14 protein-coding genes and 2 pseudogenes are annotated in these 18,179 nt (G+C 59.6%); 5 read left to right on the top strand and 11 right to left on the bottom strand.

Translation table 11 applies throughout. The features are described from left to right. Positions 1–35: 35 nt before the first annotated feature. From RW095_RS06065 to RW095_RS06040, 7 genes and pseudogenes are all read right to left on the bottom strand, one after another. A complete protein-coding gene (locus RW095_RS06065) occupies positions 36–467 on the bottom strand; it encodes a GlcG/HbpS family heme-binding protein (protein WP_317015131.1) in 432 nt (143 codons plus the stop codon). A gap of 146 nt (positions 468–613) precedes the next feature. Beyond that, the gene (locus tag RW095_RS41315; protein ID WP_394365079.1) at positions 614–877 is read right to left on the bottom strand and encodes an FmdB family zinc ribbon protein; all 264 of its coding nucleotides are present in this window, start codon (positions 875–877) and stop codon (positions 614–616) included. 188 nt (positions 878–1,065) lie between these two features. Continuing rightward, a complete protein-coding gene (locus tag RW095_RS06060; protein WP_317015130.1) occupies positions 1,066–1,998 on the bottom strand; it encodes an acetamidase/formamidase family protein in 933 nt (310 codons plus the stop codon). A 70-nt stretch (positions 1,999–2,068) separates the two neighbouring features. Beyond that, entirely contained in the window at positions 2,069–2,899 is an 831-nt protein-coding gene (locus RW095_RS06055; protein ID WP_317015128.1) for an ABC transporter permease, read from the bottom strand. A gap of 12 nt (positions 2,900–2,911) precedes the next feature. Next, complete coding sequence (locus RW095_RS06050; RefSeq protein ID WP_317015127.1) at positions 2,912–3,745, bottom strand: ABC transporter ATP-binding protein; 834 nt, start codon at positions 3,743–3,745, stop codon at positions 2,912–2,914. Further along, positions 3,742–4,899 (bottom strand): ABC transporter substrate-binding protein, encoded by a 1,158-nt coding sequence (locus tag RW095_RS06045; protein WP_317015125.1) that lies wholly within the window; start codon positions 4,897–4,899, stop codon positions 3,742–3,744. The genes RW095_RS06050 and RW095_RS06045 overlap by 4 nt, the downstream gene beginning before the upstream one ends. 278 nt (positions 4,900–5,177) lie before the next feature. Further along, a pseudogene (locus tag RW095_RS06040) lies at positions 5,178–5,454 on the bottom strand (integrase core domain-containing protein); the annotation flags it as partial. Between the two features lie 526 nt (positions 5,455–5,980). On the opposite strand from RW095_RS06040, the gene RW095_RS06035 reads away from it, so the two are divergent. Further along, on the top strand, positions 5,981–6,859 hold the full coding sequence (locus tag RW095_RS06035) for a class I SAM-dependent methyltransferase (RefSeq protein ID WP_317015124.1): 879 nt from the start codon (positions 5,981–5,983) through the stop codon (positions 6,857–6,859). Positions 6,860–7,569: 710 nt separating this feature from the next. Here RW095_RS06035 and RW095_RS06030 read toward each other — a convergent pair. Then, a complete protein-coding gene (locus RW095_RS06030; RefSeq protein ID WP_317015122.1) occupies positions 7,570–8,268 on the bottom strand; it encodes a response regulator in 699 nt (232 codons plus the stop codon). 4 nt (positions 8,269–8,272) lie between these two features. After that, positions 8,273–9,895 (bottom strand): ATP-binding protein, encoded by a 1,623-nt coding sequence (locus RW095_RS06025; protein WP_317015121.1) that lies wholly within the window; start codon positions 9,893–9,895, stop codon positions 8,273–8,275. Positions 9,896–10,142: 247 nt separating this feature from the next. Here RW095_RS06025 and RW095_RS06020 point away from each other — a divergent pair, with 247 nt between their 5' ends. Continuing rightward, a complete protein-coding gene (locus tag RW095_RS06020) occupies positions 10,143–10,511 on the top strand; it encodes a DUF2866 domain-containing protein (RefSeq protein WP_317015119.1) in 369 nt (122 codons plus the stop codon). Between the two features lie 20 nt (positions 10,512–10,531). Here the strand turns inward: RW095_RS06020 and RW095_RS06015 are convergent, their stop codons facing one another. Both RW095_RS06015 and RW095_RS06010 read right to left on the bottom strand, forming a co-directional pair. Then, the gene (locus tag RW095_RS06015) at positions 10,532–11,323 is read right to left on the bottom strand and encodes a response regulator transcription factor (RefSeq protein ID WP_317015117.1); all 792 of its coding nucleotides are present in this window, start codon (positions 11,321–11,323) and stop codon (positions 10,532–10,534) included. Then, positions 11,298–11,606: a hypothetical protein gene (locus RW095_RS06010; RefSeq protein ID WP_317015116.1), complete on the bottom strand. Its 309-nt coding sequence runs from the start codon at positions 11,604–11,606 to the stop codon at positions 11,298–11,300. Before RW095_RS06010 ends, RW095_RS06015 begins: the two co-directional genes overlap by 26 nt. Before the next feature lie 344 nt (positions 11,607–11,950). Between RW095_RS06010 and RW095_RS06005 the strand changes: the two genes are divergently transcribed. The 3 genes and pseudogenes from RW095_RS06005 to RW095_RS05995 all read left to right on the top strand — a co-directional run bounded on the left by RW095_RS06005 (position 11,951) and on the right by RW095_RS05995 (position 17,701). Next, entirely contained in the window at positions 11,951–12,337 is a 387-nt protein-coding gene (locus tag RW095_RS06005; protein ID WP_317015114.1) for a hypothetical protein, read from the top strand. 706 nt (positions 12,338–13,043) lie between these two features. After that, a pseudogene (gene bamA, locus RW095_RS06000) lies at positions 13,044–15,284 on the top strand (outer membrane protein assembly factor BamA); the annotation flags it as partial. A 164-nt stretch (positions 15,285–15,448) separates the two neighbouring features. Continuing rightward, positions 15,449–17,701 carry an LPS-assembly protein LptD gene (locus RW095_RS05995; protein ID WP_317015111.1) on the top strand — a complete coding sequence of 751 codons (2,253 nt, stop codon included), beginning with the start codon at positions 15,449–15,451 and terminating at the stop codon, positions 17,699–17,701. Positions 17,702–18,179: the final 478 nt, after the last annotated feature.

Below are 18,179 nucleotides of genomic sequence, written 5' to 3'. Positions count from 1 at the left end.
GATACAACACTGCAAAAAGATTACCCGCGCACACCTCATGGCGCGTGGCCCTGCAAGCTGCATGGAGTCCCGAAACGGGCAAGTTCGTCGGCGACGGCCTGATCTTCGGCCGGCGTGAGGCCACTGATACCGATCGCCCCTATCACGGTGCCCTGCGCGTCGCTTAGCACCGCACCGCCGGGCAACGCAGTCAACAATGGATCGCAGAAATAGCTGATGGGAATTTCCTCGCGGCGCAGCCGCGCATGGAATGCGTCCGTTGTCACACCCAGACGGGTAGACGTGTAAGCCTTCTGGTGCGCTAACTGGATGCTGCGCACGGGAGCATCGTCCATCCGGAAAAATCCAACGAGGAAGCCGTGGCTATCACACACGGAAATGCACACCGGCTTGCCAAACTGCTGGCGCACTTTATCGACGGCGCGAACGAGCAGTGCCTGCGCCAACTGGAGGTTCAAATGGCTCAATAGGTTCGCCTAGTCTTTGTGGGTTGAGGATCCGGTCGGAGATAAATGGTTAAAGTCCATCGCGTCACTCCGCTGCCCGCCGCTCCGGACGGTGGTCAGCGTCGTGTTTTGGGCCGGGCGCTCGAAGGCACGCGCGGCGACTCCATTCAGCTTACCGGCGATTCGGTGCTTGACTGTGCGCGCGACCCGCAGCCGCACCCCGAGCCATGCTGATGCGTGTGCACCGCACGTTCGTTGACTCGGCGTTCGGCACTCCCGGACGACGACATCAATGCCAGCGCAGGCATGGCCAGCATGCGCTGTGCGTTAGCGCTACATGTTGGGCAAGCACAGGTCGCGTCGCGTTCAGCGACAGGACGCATGACGGAGAACGTGCCACAGGTTTCACAACGATAGGGATAAATCGGCATCGCCTTTCTTTCCTCTTTCTTCGAAATCAATAAATGATTTGCGCGATTACCGACAGCGTCGTCGGCCACGGAATGTTCACCGTGCCCGCGCCGACCGGTTCCAGCATCGTGACCGGGCAGTCCGGTCTCGATGCCTTGTGACGGTCCCGGTCAGCCTCGCACAGAATCCGCGGCCCGATGCCGTTCCCTCAACGCTTGGGCAAGTACTTTTTGTCGACCTTGCAGATATACGTGTATTTCGGATTCACCATCTGGGTACAGCGCGCTTCCGCGATCTGGCCGAGCAGCATGTAGGCTTCGGCACCGGGAATGCCGTAGCCCTCTTCCAGCCAATAGACCATTTCCTCGAACGCGATACGCAGCGCGTCGTCGAGCGGCCGAGCGCAGCCGACGGTACAGATGTGCGTCGGCGTCTCGATGCGCGGCCAGGTCATGCGGCTCGGCGCGCGGACGAGATCGACCTTGAGCTTCAGGTGGCCGCGAATCTCGATTGCCCCCATGCCGTTACACTCGGCGTCGCCCTGCAATGCATGCACGTCGCCGAAATACAGGTACGCGCCTTCATGGAACACCGGAAACATGATGCGATTGCCGTTCGTGACTTCCTGGATGTCCAGGTTGCCACCGTGGGTACCGTTGTCGACGGTGAGCGTGCCGCCCGCCACCGGCGCCACGCCGATCACGCCGATCATCGGCTTGGCTTCCAGCTTGAGCGAGTCGCTCCAGTGAACGATGCCATTTTCGACAACGACGTTGCGATTCTGGATGCCGAATTCCTTCTTACGGACCCAATCCGGAAAAATCCCGATGCCCGGCCACAGCGCGGTATAACCGAGGCCGTGCACCCCAACTTCGAGGACGTCGATCACGACCATGTCGCCAGGCTTCGCGCCGCGCAGGCGCACAGGCCCGGTTGCCGGATTGACGAACGGGAGCTTCACTTTCGACTCGTCCAGCTTTTCGTCGAGCTGCGTAATCAGGTGGCCGCCGATGTTCAATTCGGTTTCGACCTCGAAGGTCTCGCCCGGCGAGACTTCGGCAATGAAACCATCGGTAGCCGTCAGTGCGTACTTCAGGTCATCCTTACGGATGATCTGGTGAGGTGTGGATAGTGTGCTCATAGGATGCTGCCTACTCCTTCAGGGGTTGCTAAATGCCACCGGCCGGCAACGTCGCGGCGGATGGCTTAAATCAATCGAACTTGTGCCAGGGCATGAGGAAGCGCTCTAGCCGACCGACGAGAAACGACAGGAAGAGCGCGAGCGCGATGGTCACCACCACGCCGGCGAATACTTTGGGAATGATGTAGAGGCTACCGGCCTTGAAGATCGCATGGCCGAGCCCATCGTCTGACGACATGAATTCGCCCACAATGGCACCAATCAATGCAAAGCCGACGGTGAGCTTGAAGCCCGCGAAGATGTCGCGCAGCGAGGCGGGGATCACCAGCTTGCGGAAAGTCTGCCGCTTGGTCGCGCCGAGCGTGCGCATCTGATTGATCTGATCGTCATCGACGCTGGTCGCCCCCTTGTACGCGGTGACCAGCGCCACCACCACGACGGATAACGTCGACATGGCGAGTTTCGACCCGAGCCCGGTACCGAACCAGATGATCACGATGGGCGCGAGTGCGACGATCGGAATCGAGCCCAGCGCAACGATGAACGGCTGCATGACCTTCGAGACGAAGCGTGAATACCATAGCGACAAGCCGAGCACGGTGCCGATGACATTGCCGAACAGAAATCCGAGCAGCGTTTCCATGCCAGTCACGCCGGCGTCGTGTACGAGACTGCCGTCCTGCTGCATCTTTACCAGGTAACCCCAGATCTGGCTGGGCGAACCGAACAGGAAGGCCAGCGCCTGACTCGACGTCGCAACTTGCCACAGGGCGAGCAGTGCGGCCAGTAGCGCGAGTTGGCAGGCAGCCACGACGAGCTTGCCGCGGCAGCGGCGAATTAGCCTGCGCCATTTGAGGGACGCCGGGGCATACGGTGGCGACGGAGAGCGGGTTTCTTGCACGCGGGTTCCTTTTCAACGTTCGCCCATACGCACGTCGAGCTGAGACCAGATCTCGCGTACGTGGGCGGTGAAGCCCGCAGCGTCGCGGGCGGCCATCATGTCGTTGCGGTCGCAATCCAGGTGGACCTCGTGGATCGCCTTGATGCGGGACGGACGGTGGGTGAGGACGATCACACGGTCCGACAACGAGACCGCCTCCTCGACGTCGTGTGTGATCAGCAGAACCGAGCGACCCTGACCCCGGACCAGCCGGGCCATGTCGCTTTCCAGCACCAGTTTCGTCTGGAAATCGAGCGCGGCGAACGGCTCGTCGAGCAGCATCACTTCGGGGTCGGTCACCAGCGTGCGCGCAAGTGCAACGCGCGCACGCATGCCGCCCGATAAAGCCGAGGGGTAGTAGTTGTAGTAAGGAGCAAGTCCGACCTTACCGAGCATCGCATGCGCCTTTTTCTCGCGATGCGCGCGCGACATCCCGGTCAGTTCGAGGCCAAGTGTGACGTTGGCCAACACATTGCGCCACGGCATCAGCATGTCCTTCTGCAACATGTAGCCGATGCCCTTGGGGACGTCGTCCAGCGCCTGACCGTGCCACAGCACCGCGCCGCGCGTCGGCTGCGTAAGACCGCTCATCAGGTTCAGCAGCGTGGTCTTGCCGCAACCGGACGGGCCCACCAGGCTGACAATTTCCCCAGCGCGCAGGCTGAAGGAAATGTCACCGATGACCTGATTCAACTCGCCTTCATCTTCGCCATACGATTTGCCGACCCCGCGCGCAACCAGCGGGGCGTGCGGGTGGGCGGTCGCCCCCGCCTGCGCCGCAGGCACTCCTGCGCCCGCTACATTCATTTGGACACCGCCACCGTTACGCCCGCGCCCGCCGCAGCGGTCTTGGCGGCCTTGTTAGAAAAGGTGTTGTCGATCACGTCGCTATAGGCCAGCGTCCCTTGTACGTTGCCTAGGTACTTCTGCATTGATATCAGCTTGTCCCACTGCTGCCGGTCGACCGGCAGCGTTTGCGCCGGGATCTTGTACTGCAACTCCATGTCGATTGCCTTATTCACCACGTCGGGCGGCAGGTCCGGGAACTCCGCACGGGCAACCTCTTTCGCATAGTCGGGCTTGGCATACGTAAGACGCGCGGCTTCTTCCAGTGCGTCCACGAGCGACTGCACGACCTCGGGATGCGCCATGGCATATTCGGGCAGCACCATGATCCCCGTATTGCAGAACGGACCCATATAGCTCGAGAAGTCAAATACCACTTTCGCCCCTTGCGCCATCGCAGCCGCCACCATGGGCTGCTGCGCAAACGCGATGTCGGCGCGACCCGCGAGCATGGCGCCGATTTCCGTGCCTGGGGTTACTTCGACGATCTTCGCGTCCGTGCCGACTTTCAGGCCATTGTCCTGCAGCAGTTTCTTCGTGACGCTGTACTCAGTATTCGGATCAGGCGACGTGACTAAGGTCAACCCCTTGAAAGCTTTGGGATCGGTGATGCGCGCCACAGTCTTTGATACGCCAAAGTAATGTGCACGCTGCACCAGCGTCCCGACGACCATGCCCGGTCCGCCGCGCTCGCGAGACATCTCCACCATGGTCGGATCGCCGACGGCAAACTGCGCGGTCTTGCCGAGCACCGCGGCGAAAGCCTGCGTGTCCCCACCGGCTGCGGTCAGGTGTATGGTCAGTCCGTGCTTCTCGAACAGCTTCGCGTGCTGTGCAACGTAGAGGTCGATGTAACCGAGGTTATGTACCGCCTCGGAAAACTCGATGGGTTGCAGCGACGCCGCGGCAGCGGAGTGAACGAACCCGAAAGCGCTGAGCGTGGCGAGCAGCACCCGCCCAAGCCGGGGCACAACACTGGTAGCAGAGTCCGAACCGACTGCTGAAAATGTATGTCTTTTCATTGCTTCCAACTCCGACAATAATGGGATCGCAAAACGAAAAAGGTCCGGCATCAGACGCGCTGATGTCGGACCTTTTTGGCCGGTGTCATCCAAGACGCCTTTGTCTCGGACAACGGGAGTGCTGTTTGATGCTCGTCGCGTACGGCGAAGCCAGCGTGGCTTATTAAGCAACGGCTATGCCAGTTTGCGCCACACAATGCGTGCCGGTTCTTCGATCCTTGCGGACCCACAAATGGAAGAGGGATCACTCACATTTCACGCAGAGCAAAAGGAGCAATGTGAACGATCTGCGGATGCACCGGCTGCGCACCATTTCGCGTTCCAGCACGCCATTGGTGCAATGTTGCACAGGCAAATAGCATTCGATATCTTTAGGAAAGCTCAGCCGGCGTGGGCGTCTTGCCGTAACACCATCGACCCTGATGGTCGCGCTCGTGGTTGTACTGGTCAAGCCACGCGCTAAGGTCGGTCTGCAGCGCGTCGACCGATGCGTAGATCTTCTTGCGAACCGCCGCTCGATAGAACTCGTTGAGCATGGTCTTGTGCAGGCGCCCGACGATGCCGTTGGTTTGCGGTAACTTCGTCTTTGTGCATGTGGCCCATGTTCTTGACGGCCAGGTACAGTTCGCATTCGTGGTATTCGGTCGACTGTACGCGCCTAGCTCCCTCGCCGTAAGCCGCCGGTCGAAATCATTCGCCCTGCGCCAGCGACAGCTTTTCGGCCGGCCAGTGGTTGCCGCTCGCCCATCCTACGAAGCCGACACCCGAATGGCTGGTTCGCTAAGAGATCTGCGGGATAATCTACCAGTATAGTTCGGCCGGAGCCGGCCATTTGCCCATCGGGGTTGACTTGTCCACTATGGGCAATGAGTTGCCATTTCAGGGGCGGGAGAGTGAGTTCGTTAATGCAGAAAGCTGCCGTCGCGATGCTTGTTGCCGTCATCGTCAGCGATCCGACGAATTGCTGACGTAATGAACGGCCTGTCCAGACGTCGGCTCTGGCCGAAGTCCGGCGTGGGTGCCCGTTAGCCCGATTGCCCGGGGAACGCTTGGATATGGGCCGCGCATCGACCTTCCTTCGATTGGCGCGCCAGCACGGGTGGCCAACTTGGCGTCGGGCAGATTTCTCAAGAAGCGCGTATCGTGTTCCCTATCTCGAATCGACATTCATTCCATGAAAACTCGACCAGACCGGGCGCACACCATTACGCTTGTCGCCGCTTGCTTGGCGCTCGCACTGACCGGATGCGCTTCTTCTTCGGGGGAGCCTCAGAATTCATCGCGTGATTCGCAACCGCAGAAGGCCCGCGTTACGTCACTCGATAACGCCATCGCCGGACCGCAACGCAGTGATAAAGCGCGCGCGCGCGATGTCTATCGCCATCCGAGCGAAACGCTGCAGTTTTTCGACCTCGATCCCACGCAAACGGTGCTGGAGATCGCGCCGGGCGGCGGATGGTACACCGACATTCTTGCGCCCTACCTGCACGACGCGGGTCAACTCTACGAGGCTCAATATCTCAGCACGTCCGCCGATCTCGCTGCGGAGGACAATCAAACCGATGCCGCCTACCGGCACAAGCTTGCGGGCGCGCCAACGATTTATGGAAAGGTCGTAGTGGGTACGTTGCACGCAGGACAATTCATGGGCTTCGACGCCCATGACCGGTTCGACCGCGTCTTGACGTTCCGGAATATCCACAACTGGATCAAGGACGGACAAATCGATGCCAACTTGCAGGCGTTCTACGGCGCGCTGAAGCATGGCGGTGAACTTGGCGTCGAGGAGCATCGCGCGCGGCCGGGGACGAGCGTGCAACAAATGATCGATTCCGGCTACGTGACCGAGACGTTCGTCATTGAGCACGCGCAAGCTGCCGGCTTCAGGCTCGTTGCGAGCAGCGAGATCAATGCGAACCCGAGAGATACCACGGACCATCCGCACGGCGTGTGGTCGCTGCCGCCAACTTACGAAGGCGGCGATGTCGATCGGTCACGCTATGCTGCAATAGGAGAATCGGACCGCATGACGCTCAAGTTCGTTAAACCTTAGGTCCCCCGCGTCCCGGCGGTGATCCGGGGCGCTAGCGAGCTATGACTGTCCGTGACCGTCAGGCAGTGCCGTTGTTCGCCGGGCGGCATCAACCGCATGGGGCAAAGCAGGCTCACCCCGCGATCCGCCCGTTTGCCGGGCTATCGCTTATTCGCTCCAGCGCCGCATCGATTGCCTGAAGCGCCGAGCCAGTCCGGCGGCAAGCACATCCCGCCTCAGGCGCAGAAGCCCAGTTCGCGTGGCGGCGACATCGGCACCATTCGCTGCGAGGGTAATCAGGCGCGCGCGTCGAACGAGAAGACAGGCCCATGGCAAAGGTTCTGGCTGCATGAATGCTTCGAGAGCATTTGCATGATGGAGCACGTCATCCCACTCAGCGCCTTCGATGGCGACGTCCATCGCGTGAATGTGACGCAAAGAACATGGAATTGCCATCGCGCGGCATTTCCATAATCGCCTGGCGGGTAGCTTCTGCCTCGGCGGTAAGGAGCGCGATGTCTAGCCGCGCTGGCGGACCATGTCTGTTCGCATACGAAACACCAGTGCGCAATCCCCCTTTGGGTCGGATTTTCGCTCGTCATCGCGCACCGGCCGCGACCATCGTTACGTCGGGCCGGGAGTTAACAACTTTACTTCACCAACGGTGACGACTTTGCTTCGCTCTACGAACGTGGAACTGGAGTTGCGATGAGCGCTGGTTGGGCCTCCCTTCAGATTTCCAGCCGGTATCCGACGCCGTACACCGAGACGATTGGCTCGCTCTCAGGTCGCACGGTCTGCAGTTTGCGGCGCAGGTTCTTGATATGGCTGTCGACCGTGCGGTCGGTGACCACGCGGTGGTCTTCGTACAGATTGTTCAGCAGGTAGTAGCGGGGAAAGATGCGTCCGGGCGATCTCATAAGCAACACCAGCAGACGCAATTCGAGCGGCGTGAGCTTGAGTTCCTTGCCGTCGAGCAGTGCATGATGAAACTGCTCGTCGACATCGAGCCCGTGCGGTACTTGCTGCGCGCCGGTCCGGGAAGCAACCGCGGGCGCCGCGCGCCGCAGGATCGCCTTCACGCGGGCCACCACTTCGCGGGGGCTGAACGGCTTGCAGACATAATCGTCGGCGCCGATTTCGAGCCCCAGCAGCCGGTCGATTTCGTCGATGCGCGCGGTCAGGATGATTACGGGCAGCGCCGAAAATTGCCGTAGCTCGCGGCAGATATCCATGCCGTTGCGCCCCGGCAGCATGAGGTCGAGCAGCATCAGCGACGGTGGCGTCGCGCGAATGAACGGCATCACGGCCTGTCCGTCGGCGATGATCGTAGTCGTGAAGCCGTCCAGATGCAGATAGTCTTCGAGTACGGCGGCGAGCTTAGGTTCGTCCTCAACGATCAGGATGTTTGAACTGTGCGCTTCGGTCATCACATCAGCATCCTTCCGGCGGAAAGCGCGCGGTGATCCAGACGCCGCCGAGCGGCGAAGGCTTGGCGGCGATCGTACCGCCATGGGCCGTCGCGATAGCGCGGCACAGTGACAGGCCGAGACCCGCGCCGCCGCTCTGACGGCTGCGCGATTCGTCCACGCGGTAAAAGCGATCGAACAGATGCGCGAGCGCGGCCTCCGGCACGCCGGGCAGCGAGTCCTGCACTTCGAGTTGCCAGCCCTGGCCGCTCTCTGAAAGCGATACGCGCACATGGCCGCCGGGGTCGGTATAACGCAGCGAGTTTTGCAGCAGGTTCTTCAGCAACTGGACGAAGCGCCCGGAATCGACCGCGAACGTCTCGTCGGCGATGGCCTGCATACAGCTGAATTCGACCGCGATCTGTTTTGCCTTGAACGATTCGCGCATGGCATCGAGCGATGCGCGGGCAAGCTCCGCAACGTGCGTGGGCGTCTTGTAATAGCTGAGCGCGCCAACGTCGCTCAGGGAAAGCTCGTACAGGTCCTGAATGAGCTTGTTGAGCATATTGACTTCGGTTTGCAGGGACTTGAGCGAGTCGCGATCGAATTCATGCACGCCGTCTTCAATCGCTTCGAGCTCGCCGCGCAGCACGGCAAGCGGCGTGCGCAGCTCGTGCGAAATGTCCGCGATCAGGTTGCGTCGCGAGCGTTCGGCTTGTTGCAGCGAATCCGCCAATAAGTTGAAGTCCGACGCGAGCCGGCCCAGTTCATCGCGCCGGCCGGCCGGAACCCGCGCGCTGTAGTCGCCGCCGGCAAGGCTATGGGTCGCGTTCATCAGGCGCTTGACCGGCGCAAGAACGATGCGGGCGAGCATTAGCGCGACGATCGCCGCGAGCACGACGGCAACGCCCGCGATCTGCCACGTGGCGCGCATTTGCTGCGCCTGGAAGGCAATGTCTGCGGCATCCGAAAGGGTGTCCGGTCCGTTGATGGCGAGCCAGCCGACTATCTTGCCGTTATAGACGACGGGCTTCATGGCGCTGTCCGGCGCGGGCTCGCGTGCGCTGCTCGCCACCAGTTCGTGATTGGAGTCGAACAGCGCGACCGGCGGACCGCCGGGCGGAAGACTGCCGCTCATGCCGTCGTACGGCCGCGGAAGCGGCGATCTCGCATAGGCGCTGTCACTATCGCTCGCGCGAGGGCGGTCGCGCTCCCTCATGATGGCGGAGTCCGCCGGCGGCGCTGGCGGCAACCGCATGCCCCAGTGCGGACCTTCCGATGGGCCAGTCAGCGGCCCGAGCAGTTGCTGCACGCTGCCGCTGCCGGGAAACGTCTGCCAGCTCGGCCTCTTGCCGATTTGCGCGGCGTCGATTTCCTCGCGTAAAGCTTCATGGATCGCCGCGTCCAGCAGCGCGCGCCATGCATCCGGATGATCATGCAGGAAATTCCAGTTGCCGTGCGTGGCATATTCATTCGTCACTTTTGCCATCACGGCCTTCATGCGCCCTGCATCGCGCTCGCGAACATAGTGCAAAAAGCCGTTCTCGAAGCTCACGCGTACCGCGTAGCCCATCGTCAGTGAAATGACGAGGCAGGCGATCAAGACTGCAAGAAACATTTTCCCGGTGATGCCGAAGCGCATCTTCATCGGGCCGTGCCGTGCGCGCGACAACGACGTGTATAGCCGACCGACAGGTTGGGTGTGAAGAGGGGCGCTTTGCATGGGTGAATTCTAGATGATTGGCGTGTGGCATTACATGTGCCGGGAAATCTCCACAACTTCTCCATTCTTTCTTCGTCGTGGCTGCGCGATTGATATGTACGATCGTGTGGCCCTGATATGAACTCCGCAAAAAGGCGGCAAACGGCACTTCATTCACTAGTGGGGACCTTCCATGCAAGTCTCGTCAAACGTGAGCGGCGCCGCTTCACGCGATTTCCAGTCCGGCCGGAAGACGGCCGCCGACACGGCAATTGGCAGAAAGCCCGCGAAAGGCGTCAACGCGCCGGCGGATGCCGGCAAGAACGTGATGAAGGTGCGTGGCTGCCGCATTTCGGCGCCGATCGCGGCGTTGTGGGGCGAGTGGTGCCGGATTGTCGAGTGGATCAACGCGAACGACGAGTACTCGTGCATGGCCGTGCGGGGCGACGCGACCGAAGCCGAGATCCGGCAGCGGGTGCGCACGCATCGCAACGGCCAGCGTCACACGTTGACGGACGATCCGGATTTGCCTCAGCAACGGGTGCGTCTACGGCGTGCGTGAGCGCAGCCGCGTTTTCGATTTCATGCGAGGCCAGCTGTTTGCAGGAGATGGAGTGCAGACGCGGCACAACCCCGGCTGTCGCGGTCGCGGACGATTACCGGCCGTTCTTCGTTCTGCTTCGGCGACGGCACGAACATGAAGCCGCGTCCGCGCAATGTCTGGATAAACTTCGGGCTCGACGGGTTGTCCTCGATCACAGTACGCAGGCGGCAGACCGCAACGTCGAGGCTGTTGTTCTGGCTCTCGGATCTCCCCAGCTGACTATTGACCATCGGGCGCGTCAGCAGGCGCATCGGGTTGCGCGCGAAAAGCTTGAGCAACGCGAACTCGCTGGAGCGCAGCGCGATTTCAGCGCCGTTCCTGATCAGACGCCGTGTCGCGAAGTCTATTTCGTAGTCGCCGAACGATATTTTCTCGCGCATCTCGGGGGCGTCGCACAGCGTTCGGTTGGCGCGTTGCACGGCACGCCTGATCCGGGCGGTCAGTTCATGAAGGTCGACCGGGTCGACGATGTAATCGTCTGCGCCCAGTTCGAACAGAACGATTTTATCGACCACTTCGTCTGATTTGCTCAGCACAAAAACCGGCATCTCGTAGCCGGCTTGTCGCAAGCGCCGCAGCGCGTCGCGTTCGCCCTGCATCGGTGCTTCGGCGCGTATGAGAATCGCCGACGGGCATTCGAGCTCCAGGCGGTTCATCAATTGCGCCGCGCTATACAGCACCGACATCGCGATCTGGCTCATTTGAAGCTGAGCGCGCAATTGATCCCGGACCGTCTGGTCCGGCTCAACGACAAGAAGACTGATAGTCATGAACCTGTTTCCCCTCAACTGAAATCGACGGACGCGCTGTTTGCGGCGCTTGCATCGAGAGTGCCCGGACGTCGCGCGCGCCGCGGAGCCGATGCCTCGATGATGAGTCGATGATAGGGAGGAAGGGCGCAGCAATGATGGTGAAATTAAGGAAATTGTGTGGAGGCGTGTGAAGGATGGCTAAAGTTTCCCATGCAGTGAGCGCGAAGCTTTCCCATTTGAGCGCCGGTTTCGCGGCCGCCACGATACGCGCGCGCAGGGACTCGGCCAGCACCAGTGACATGAGCGAACCTGTCAGCGGGGAATGCCTGAGGGACGCGTCGAGCGCTGCGCTGAGGCCAGTTTTGCGGCGCCAACGCAGGGCGGCAACGCTCGGCACGCAGAGCAGCTATTGCACCCCATCCGCTTACAGTTGCAGGGGCGTCGCGGGTGTCATATCGCCGCTCATTTCTGCTTAGGCAGGGCCCATTGCGTAACGCAAAGAAACGAACTCGAATTAGATTCATTCAGCCCATGAACTAGACTGCCTGTGTGTGGCATGCCCAACGTCGCTTTTCGTTGTGACGAATTGCATCTGCATGCGTTGTGTGCCAGGTCGAATAGCCTTTGCAATATAGAGTAGATTTATTGAATAAGGGAAATACCGTGTACGAATCGATGACATTGGACCTTTTCGACTATGCTGATGTACCGGTGCTCCGTTTCACCATTGCAGATAGATCTTGTCTGCTGCAAACATCCGCAGTGGACGAGCTGATTCAGCAATTAATTGCCTTGCGTGGCCGTCTTGATCCCCCGCAGCCTCGGGAACCCGTCAAATCATCAAACTATCCTCTCGAGATGGACCCATGCTGGTATGTCGAATATTCGCCGCTACTGGGACCCGTCCTTCTCCTGCGGCACCATGGAGCGGGTTGGATGGCCTACTCGTTGCCGACGGAGAGTGTGGAAGAGCTTTGCAAGGCGTTAACAGTAAAACCGCCCGGTGTCGTCCCCGGCTCCATGATCAACTGATGGTATTCCCATTGCGACTTTCAGATACTCGCTATGGGCGTGTACTCTGCTTGTAAAGTCGAGCCGCCCAACGGCGTTGCTATCTTTCGGATCCTTTTCGTGTGAAATGACGTGCTGGACCAGCGTGCAATGATTGATCACGTGGTTTGAGGCCTTGAACTTGGTCTGATCAGGAACCGCAGGCGTGTGAGTAAAGCGGGGTAAGCAACTGGTAACTCGTAAAGTGTTCGCACCGTATATCTTGACTCTCATCTTCGGTCCAGTGGCAGGAGCACATCATGGTGAGAGTCGTCTTTCCCGGTTTCTACGCTGCATTGATTCGAGCAGCTTCATATATCTCCGTTGATAAAAGGCAGAGGGGCAACGAAGAGCGCGGTTCCGAGAATGTGTGCCTGCATGTCGCCCTGTGCGACCCAGGCGATTCGTCAGGCCTCGAATGGCATACGGATGGATTGCTGCCTCAAGGCGCGTACGCACCTCGCGCGATGACGCAACCGCCCGCCTTTACTGGCTACGCGGCGGTTCGTCAAACGGTGGGCTACGCAGCAAAACCGGTGTCCGAGCTCGGATCGTGCGAGCGAGGCGGCAGCGTTGCACAGAGCAACGTGTTTCGGGAGAGGCGCTGATGACGATGGTGAGGCGGCTCCTCAGGCTCGCGTTAAAGAGTTGGACTCCCATCATGGTGAATGCGCTGATCATGCCTCTTTCGCATGCGGCCACGCCATTCGTCGTCCGCGATATCCGTGTCGAGGGACTGCAGCACATCGAAACGAGTACGGTCTACTCCTATATACCCATCAAGCGCGGCGACAGATTCACGGATGAATCGGCTTCGGAAATCGTCCGTCGACTCTACGCAACGGGATTCTTTGCGGACGTGAACGTTTCCGCTGACGGGGACGTGGTCGTCGTGCAGGTGGCGGAGCGCCCAGCTATCGCTACGATTGATTTTGCCGGCATACATGAATTCGACAAAGACAATCTGACTAAGGCGCTCAAGAGCGTCAAGCTGTCCGCTGGCGCGTATTACGACAAGGCGTTGATCGATAAGGCCGAGCAGGAACTGAAACGTCAATACCTGACACGCGGCTACTATGCAGCCGACGTGACGACTACGATTTCGCCAATCGACCGAAACCGTGTTGGCGTATTGTTCTCGGTTGTCGAAGGGCCGAGTGCAAAAATTCGCCAGATCAACTTCGTCGGCAATCACGTGTTTGACGATCGCACGTTGAACGATGAGATGCAGGAGTCGGCGCCGAACTGGTTCTCGTGGTACACGAAGAACGACCTCTATACGAAGGACAAGCTGGCCGGCGACCTCGACAATATCCGCAATTTCTATCTTGACCGCGGGTACCTCGAATTCACCATCGAGTCGACACAGGTTCAGCTCACGCCCGACAGGAAGGAGATGTACCTCACTGTCTCCGTGCATGAGGGTCAACCATACACCGTTTCCAGCGTCCGGCTCGATGGCAATCTGCTGGATCGAAAAGCGGAACTGGAAAAGCTTGTCACCATCAAGGCAGGCGACCTCTTTTCCGCACAAAAACTTCAGGCGACGACGAAAGCCGTCGTGCAAAAGCTGGGGGATTATGGTTACGCGTTTGCGATGGTCAATGCCGTCCCGCAAATCGATCAGGAGCATCACCGGGTCGACATGACACTGATGGTCGATCCGAGCCGTCGCGTCTATATTCGCCATGTCACCATTGAAGGTAACACCCGTACACGCGACGAAGTCGTGCGGCGCGAGATGCGTCAGATGGAGGATGCCTGGTTTGACTCGTCCCGCCTTGTGCTTTCGAAAGACAGGATCAACCGGCTTGGCTATTTCACTGACGTCGAAGTGACAACCGTGCCGGTTGAAGGAACACCCGACCAGGCCGACATCGTTGTAAAAGTCACGGAAAAGCCAACGGGCAGTTTGACGCTGGGATTGGGCTACGGTTCGGGTGACGGACCGATCATTTCGGCGGGTGTGTCTCAGGACAATGTGTTTGGTTCCGGCACCAGCCTGGCGCTGAATGTCAACACGTCCTCGACCGCCCGAGCGCTGTCCGTTTCCCAGACTGACCCTTACTTTACGATCGACGGCATCAAACGCATCACCGACGCCTACTACCGGACCTCCTATCCCCTGTACTACTCATCGACCACGGACACGAGTTTTCGCGTCATTACGTTTGGTGCGGACACCAAATTCGGCATTCCTTTCTCCGAATCCGACATGGTTTATTTCGGCCTCGGGCTGGAGCAAAACCGACTCGACGTCGATTCAACCACACCGCAAAGCTACATCGACTACGTCAATCAGTTTGGTCGCGTGTCGAACAATGTGCCGGTGAGCGTCGGCTGGTCGCGCGACAACCGGGACAGCGCGCTTGTGCCAAGCCGCGGCTACTATATGCAGGCCAACGCCGAGTACGGTACGCCGATAGCCACGACGACATACTACAAGGGGGACGTTCAGGCCCAATACTATTACTCGTTTGCACGTGGGTTTGTCCTTGGCCTCAATTTTCAGGGGGGCTATGGAAACGGACTGGACGGCAAGCCGTACCCGATCTTCAAGAACTACTATGCGGGCGGGATCGGTTCAGTCAGAGGCTATGAACCGGGCTCGCTCGGCCCTCGCGACGTGACGACCGGCGATCCGATCGGCGGATCGAGGATGCTCGTCGGCAATATCGAAACGACGTTCCCGCTGCCCGGCACGGGATATGACCGTACGTTGCGCGTATTTGCGTTCGTTGACGGCGGCAATGTCTGGGGCAACGAGGGCAACAGTGTGGGCGCGAATGGCTTGCGCTACAGCTATGGGGTGGGTCTTGAGTGGATCTCGCCGATTGGCCCGCTCAAGCTCAACTATGCGCTTCCGATTGTCCGGCATGCCGGCGACCAGTATCAGAAGTTCCAGTTTCAGATCGGAACGTCCTTCTAGAAACGCGGGTGGCTGTGCGCTCCATATCCGAAAGGGCAGTCGGTTCCGTGCTCGCGCCCCTTTGCTGCGCCGTGTCGCTGGTCCATTGTGCTCCAGTCGTGCGTCGCGTACGCTCGTGGATCCTCAGAAGGTCGCTCGATGTCCTGTTCCTGCTGCCTGTATGCATGAGTCATGTGTATGCGCAATCCAGCAGCGTAGCCGCGCAGCCGGAACAGACGAACGACCCATGGAGCCTGTTGCTCGCGCCGCAGCTTGACGAGCATCCGCTCGCGCCAGACATTTCGGCTGCGACTTTCGGTCTCGGTAGCGAAGTCTCGGGTACATACGATGCGGATCTGTCACTGCAGGGAAGTGCTGAGTTGCGTCGTGCCACTTCTATCGTACAGGCTGACGCGATCCATTACGACGTAGACCAGGACGTCTTGGATGCATTCGGCCACGTGGTGCTGACTCGCGACGGAAATCAGTTTGTCGGACCCTACGCGCATCTCCGCGTCGGTGCGAACGAAGGCATGATGACGACGCCGCGATACCATTTCATTCTGAGCGACGGCAAGGGCAGCGGTTCCCTCGTTGAACTGCACGACGATCAGCAAGAAACGCTTTACGACGGCACGTATACGACGTGCCAGTGTGTCGACGATCCAACGTGGTATGTGCGTGCGTCGCGGCTCGATCTCGACAATGCGCAAAACAACGGCGTTGCGCATAACGGCGTTGTGTTTTTCCTCGGCGTTCCGATCTTCGCGTCGCCGTGGTTGTGGTTTCCCCTCGACGGAACACGTCGAAGCGGCATTCTGCCCCCTACGTTCTCGGTTAGCTCGACGAACGGCTACGATGTCGCGGTGCCCGTCTACTTCAATCTCGCGCCGAACTATGATCTGACACTCACACCACGGCTGATGTCGAAACGCGGCGTGATGTTGACGACCGAATATCGTTATCTGACGCCGTTGTATTCGGGGTTGCTGTCATTTGCCTATCTTCCGCACGATGCATTGACGAACACCGATCGTTACTCGATTTCCTTTCAGCATCAGCAGACACTGGGTGCAGGTTTCTCTGCCTACATGAACTACCATCGCGTTTCAGATGCGAATGTGACGACGGACCTCGCGAACTCGAGCTCGGTGGTGGTCGGCGGCCAAAGCCTGTTCCAGCAGGAAGCGGGCGTTGCTTTCGACAACGGACCTTGGTCCGTGCTAACGCGCGTGCAGTACTGGCAGTCGTTCTCCGATACGACTCCGCCGTATAACCGCGAGCCCGAAGTGAACGTCAAGTACGCGCGCTACGATGTCGAGGGCTTCGACTTCGGCGCGACATGGAACGCAACGCGCTTTACGATCCCAGTTGCAAATTCGACGCAAGGCGGACGGCTTCTGTTCGACCCCTATGTGAGCTATGAGTTCGGGCGGCCCGGCTGGTATGCGATACCCAAACTGCAGTGGCATGTTGCTTCGTACGACCTGAGCTCGATCGGCGCGGATGCGCCGTCGGGCCAACCGAAGACGTTCAGCTTCAACGTGCCAACGCTATCGTTCGATTCCGGTATGACGTTCGAGCGCCATGTGAATCTCTTCGGTGTCGGTCTGATCCAGACGCTGGAACCTCGGCTCTATTACGTTTACACACCGTACCGAAACCAGAATTACGCGCCGATCTTCGACACCGCGCCACTCGACTTCGGCCTCGCTGAGGTTTTCACAAGCAATCGCTTTGTCGGCGGCGACCGCGTATCGGATATGAACCGCATCACGGCGGGACTCACCACGCGCTTCGTCGATGCCGCGAACGGCAATGAACTGGCGCGCTTTGTACTCGCGCAGGAATACTACTTCCGGAACACGCAGGTGACGATGACGGGCGATTCGCCGCCGACGGTTGGCCCGTCGAATCTTGTCGCTGGCGACTCGCTGAACATCGGCGCCGTGTCGGTTCAGCAAGGGATCGAATACAACCAGTCCAGCGAGGAGTTCACGCAAGCGACGATAGGCCTTGGGTGGAAGCGCGCCGATGGGAAGATCCTCAACGCGGCGTACCTGTACGCGAGAGCCAATGCGACACTCGACAACGAGACGGAGAATCAGGTTCTGCTCTCGGGCCAGTGGCCATTGACGCGGCGCCTATCTGGTGTCGGCCAGATCGACTACGACATTGTCAGTCATCGGGTGCTCGCAGGGTTGATTGGTCTGCAATACCACGCTGACTGCTGGGGCGCTAGCCTTGCCTTTCAGAAATACACAAACATCAGTTCGACAACGACACCCACTACAGGCACGCGCGTCCTGCTGCAATTGCAACTCAACGGTTTGAGCCACATTGATAATGGATTGCAGCAACAGTTCCGTGCAAGTATTCCGGGCTATTCGGTCGCGCCGGCCGCATTGCCCGATTCGCGCTTCTCCAACTATCCATAATCTGCCAAGCGACCGTTCGAGCGACTTTCAAGGTCGCGCCAAACTCCATTCCGGACGAGATCGGCTTGTGCCTGCGGCGGGGAAATCGTTCGCGGATCACATACGAGGCGCCTGATTCATTGCACACATCGTCGTTAGAGTTGCGGTGCATCCATTGATTGCTCTCGGATCAACGGCTGATCTTGCATGGCTATCAGTAGCTGACAGTCCTTCCTGGACCTTATCTCGAGTTTCGGCGCGTGACGATCTAATTGACGGCTGCGCGAGGTTTCTCGCATCGCTGCATGACGTCAGCGCGTATCGCAAGCACTTCCGGCTGGCATGAACGAACAGTCAGCGGGGGAAGCCATTGTTACAAGCATCGGCTCGCGAAATAGCCGGTAAACGCAGGCGTTGTCAACGCACTACAGTGAGCGTTCTCCGTTCGGTTCTAATCACTGATCAACGGGTGCAGTGCCATCAGCCCGTTGCCATGCCG

It is taken from the genome of Paraburkholderia kirstenboschensis, assembly GCF_032806925.1.
In the GTDB taxonomy this organism is placed as follows: domain Bacteria; phylum Pseudomonadota; class Gammaproteobacteria; order Burkholderiales; family Burkholderiaceae; genus Paraburkholderia; species Paraburkholderia kirstenboschensis.
This window is presented reverse-complemented; position numbering and strand designations above follow the sequence as displayed.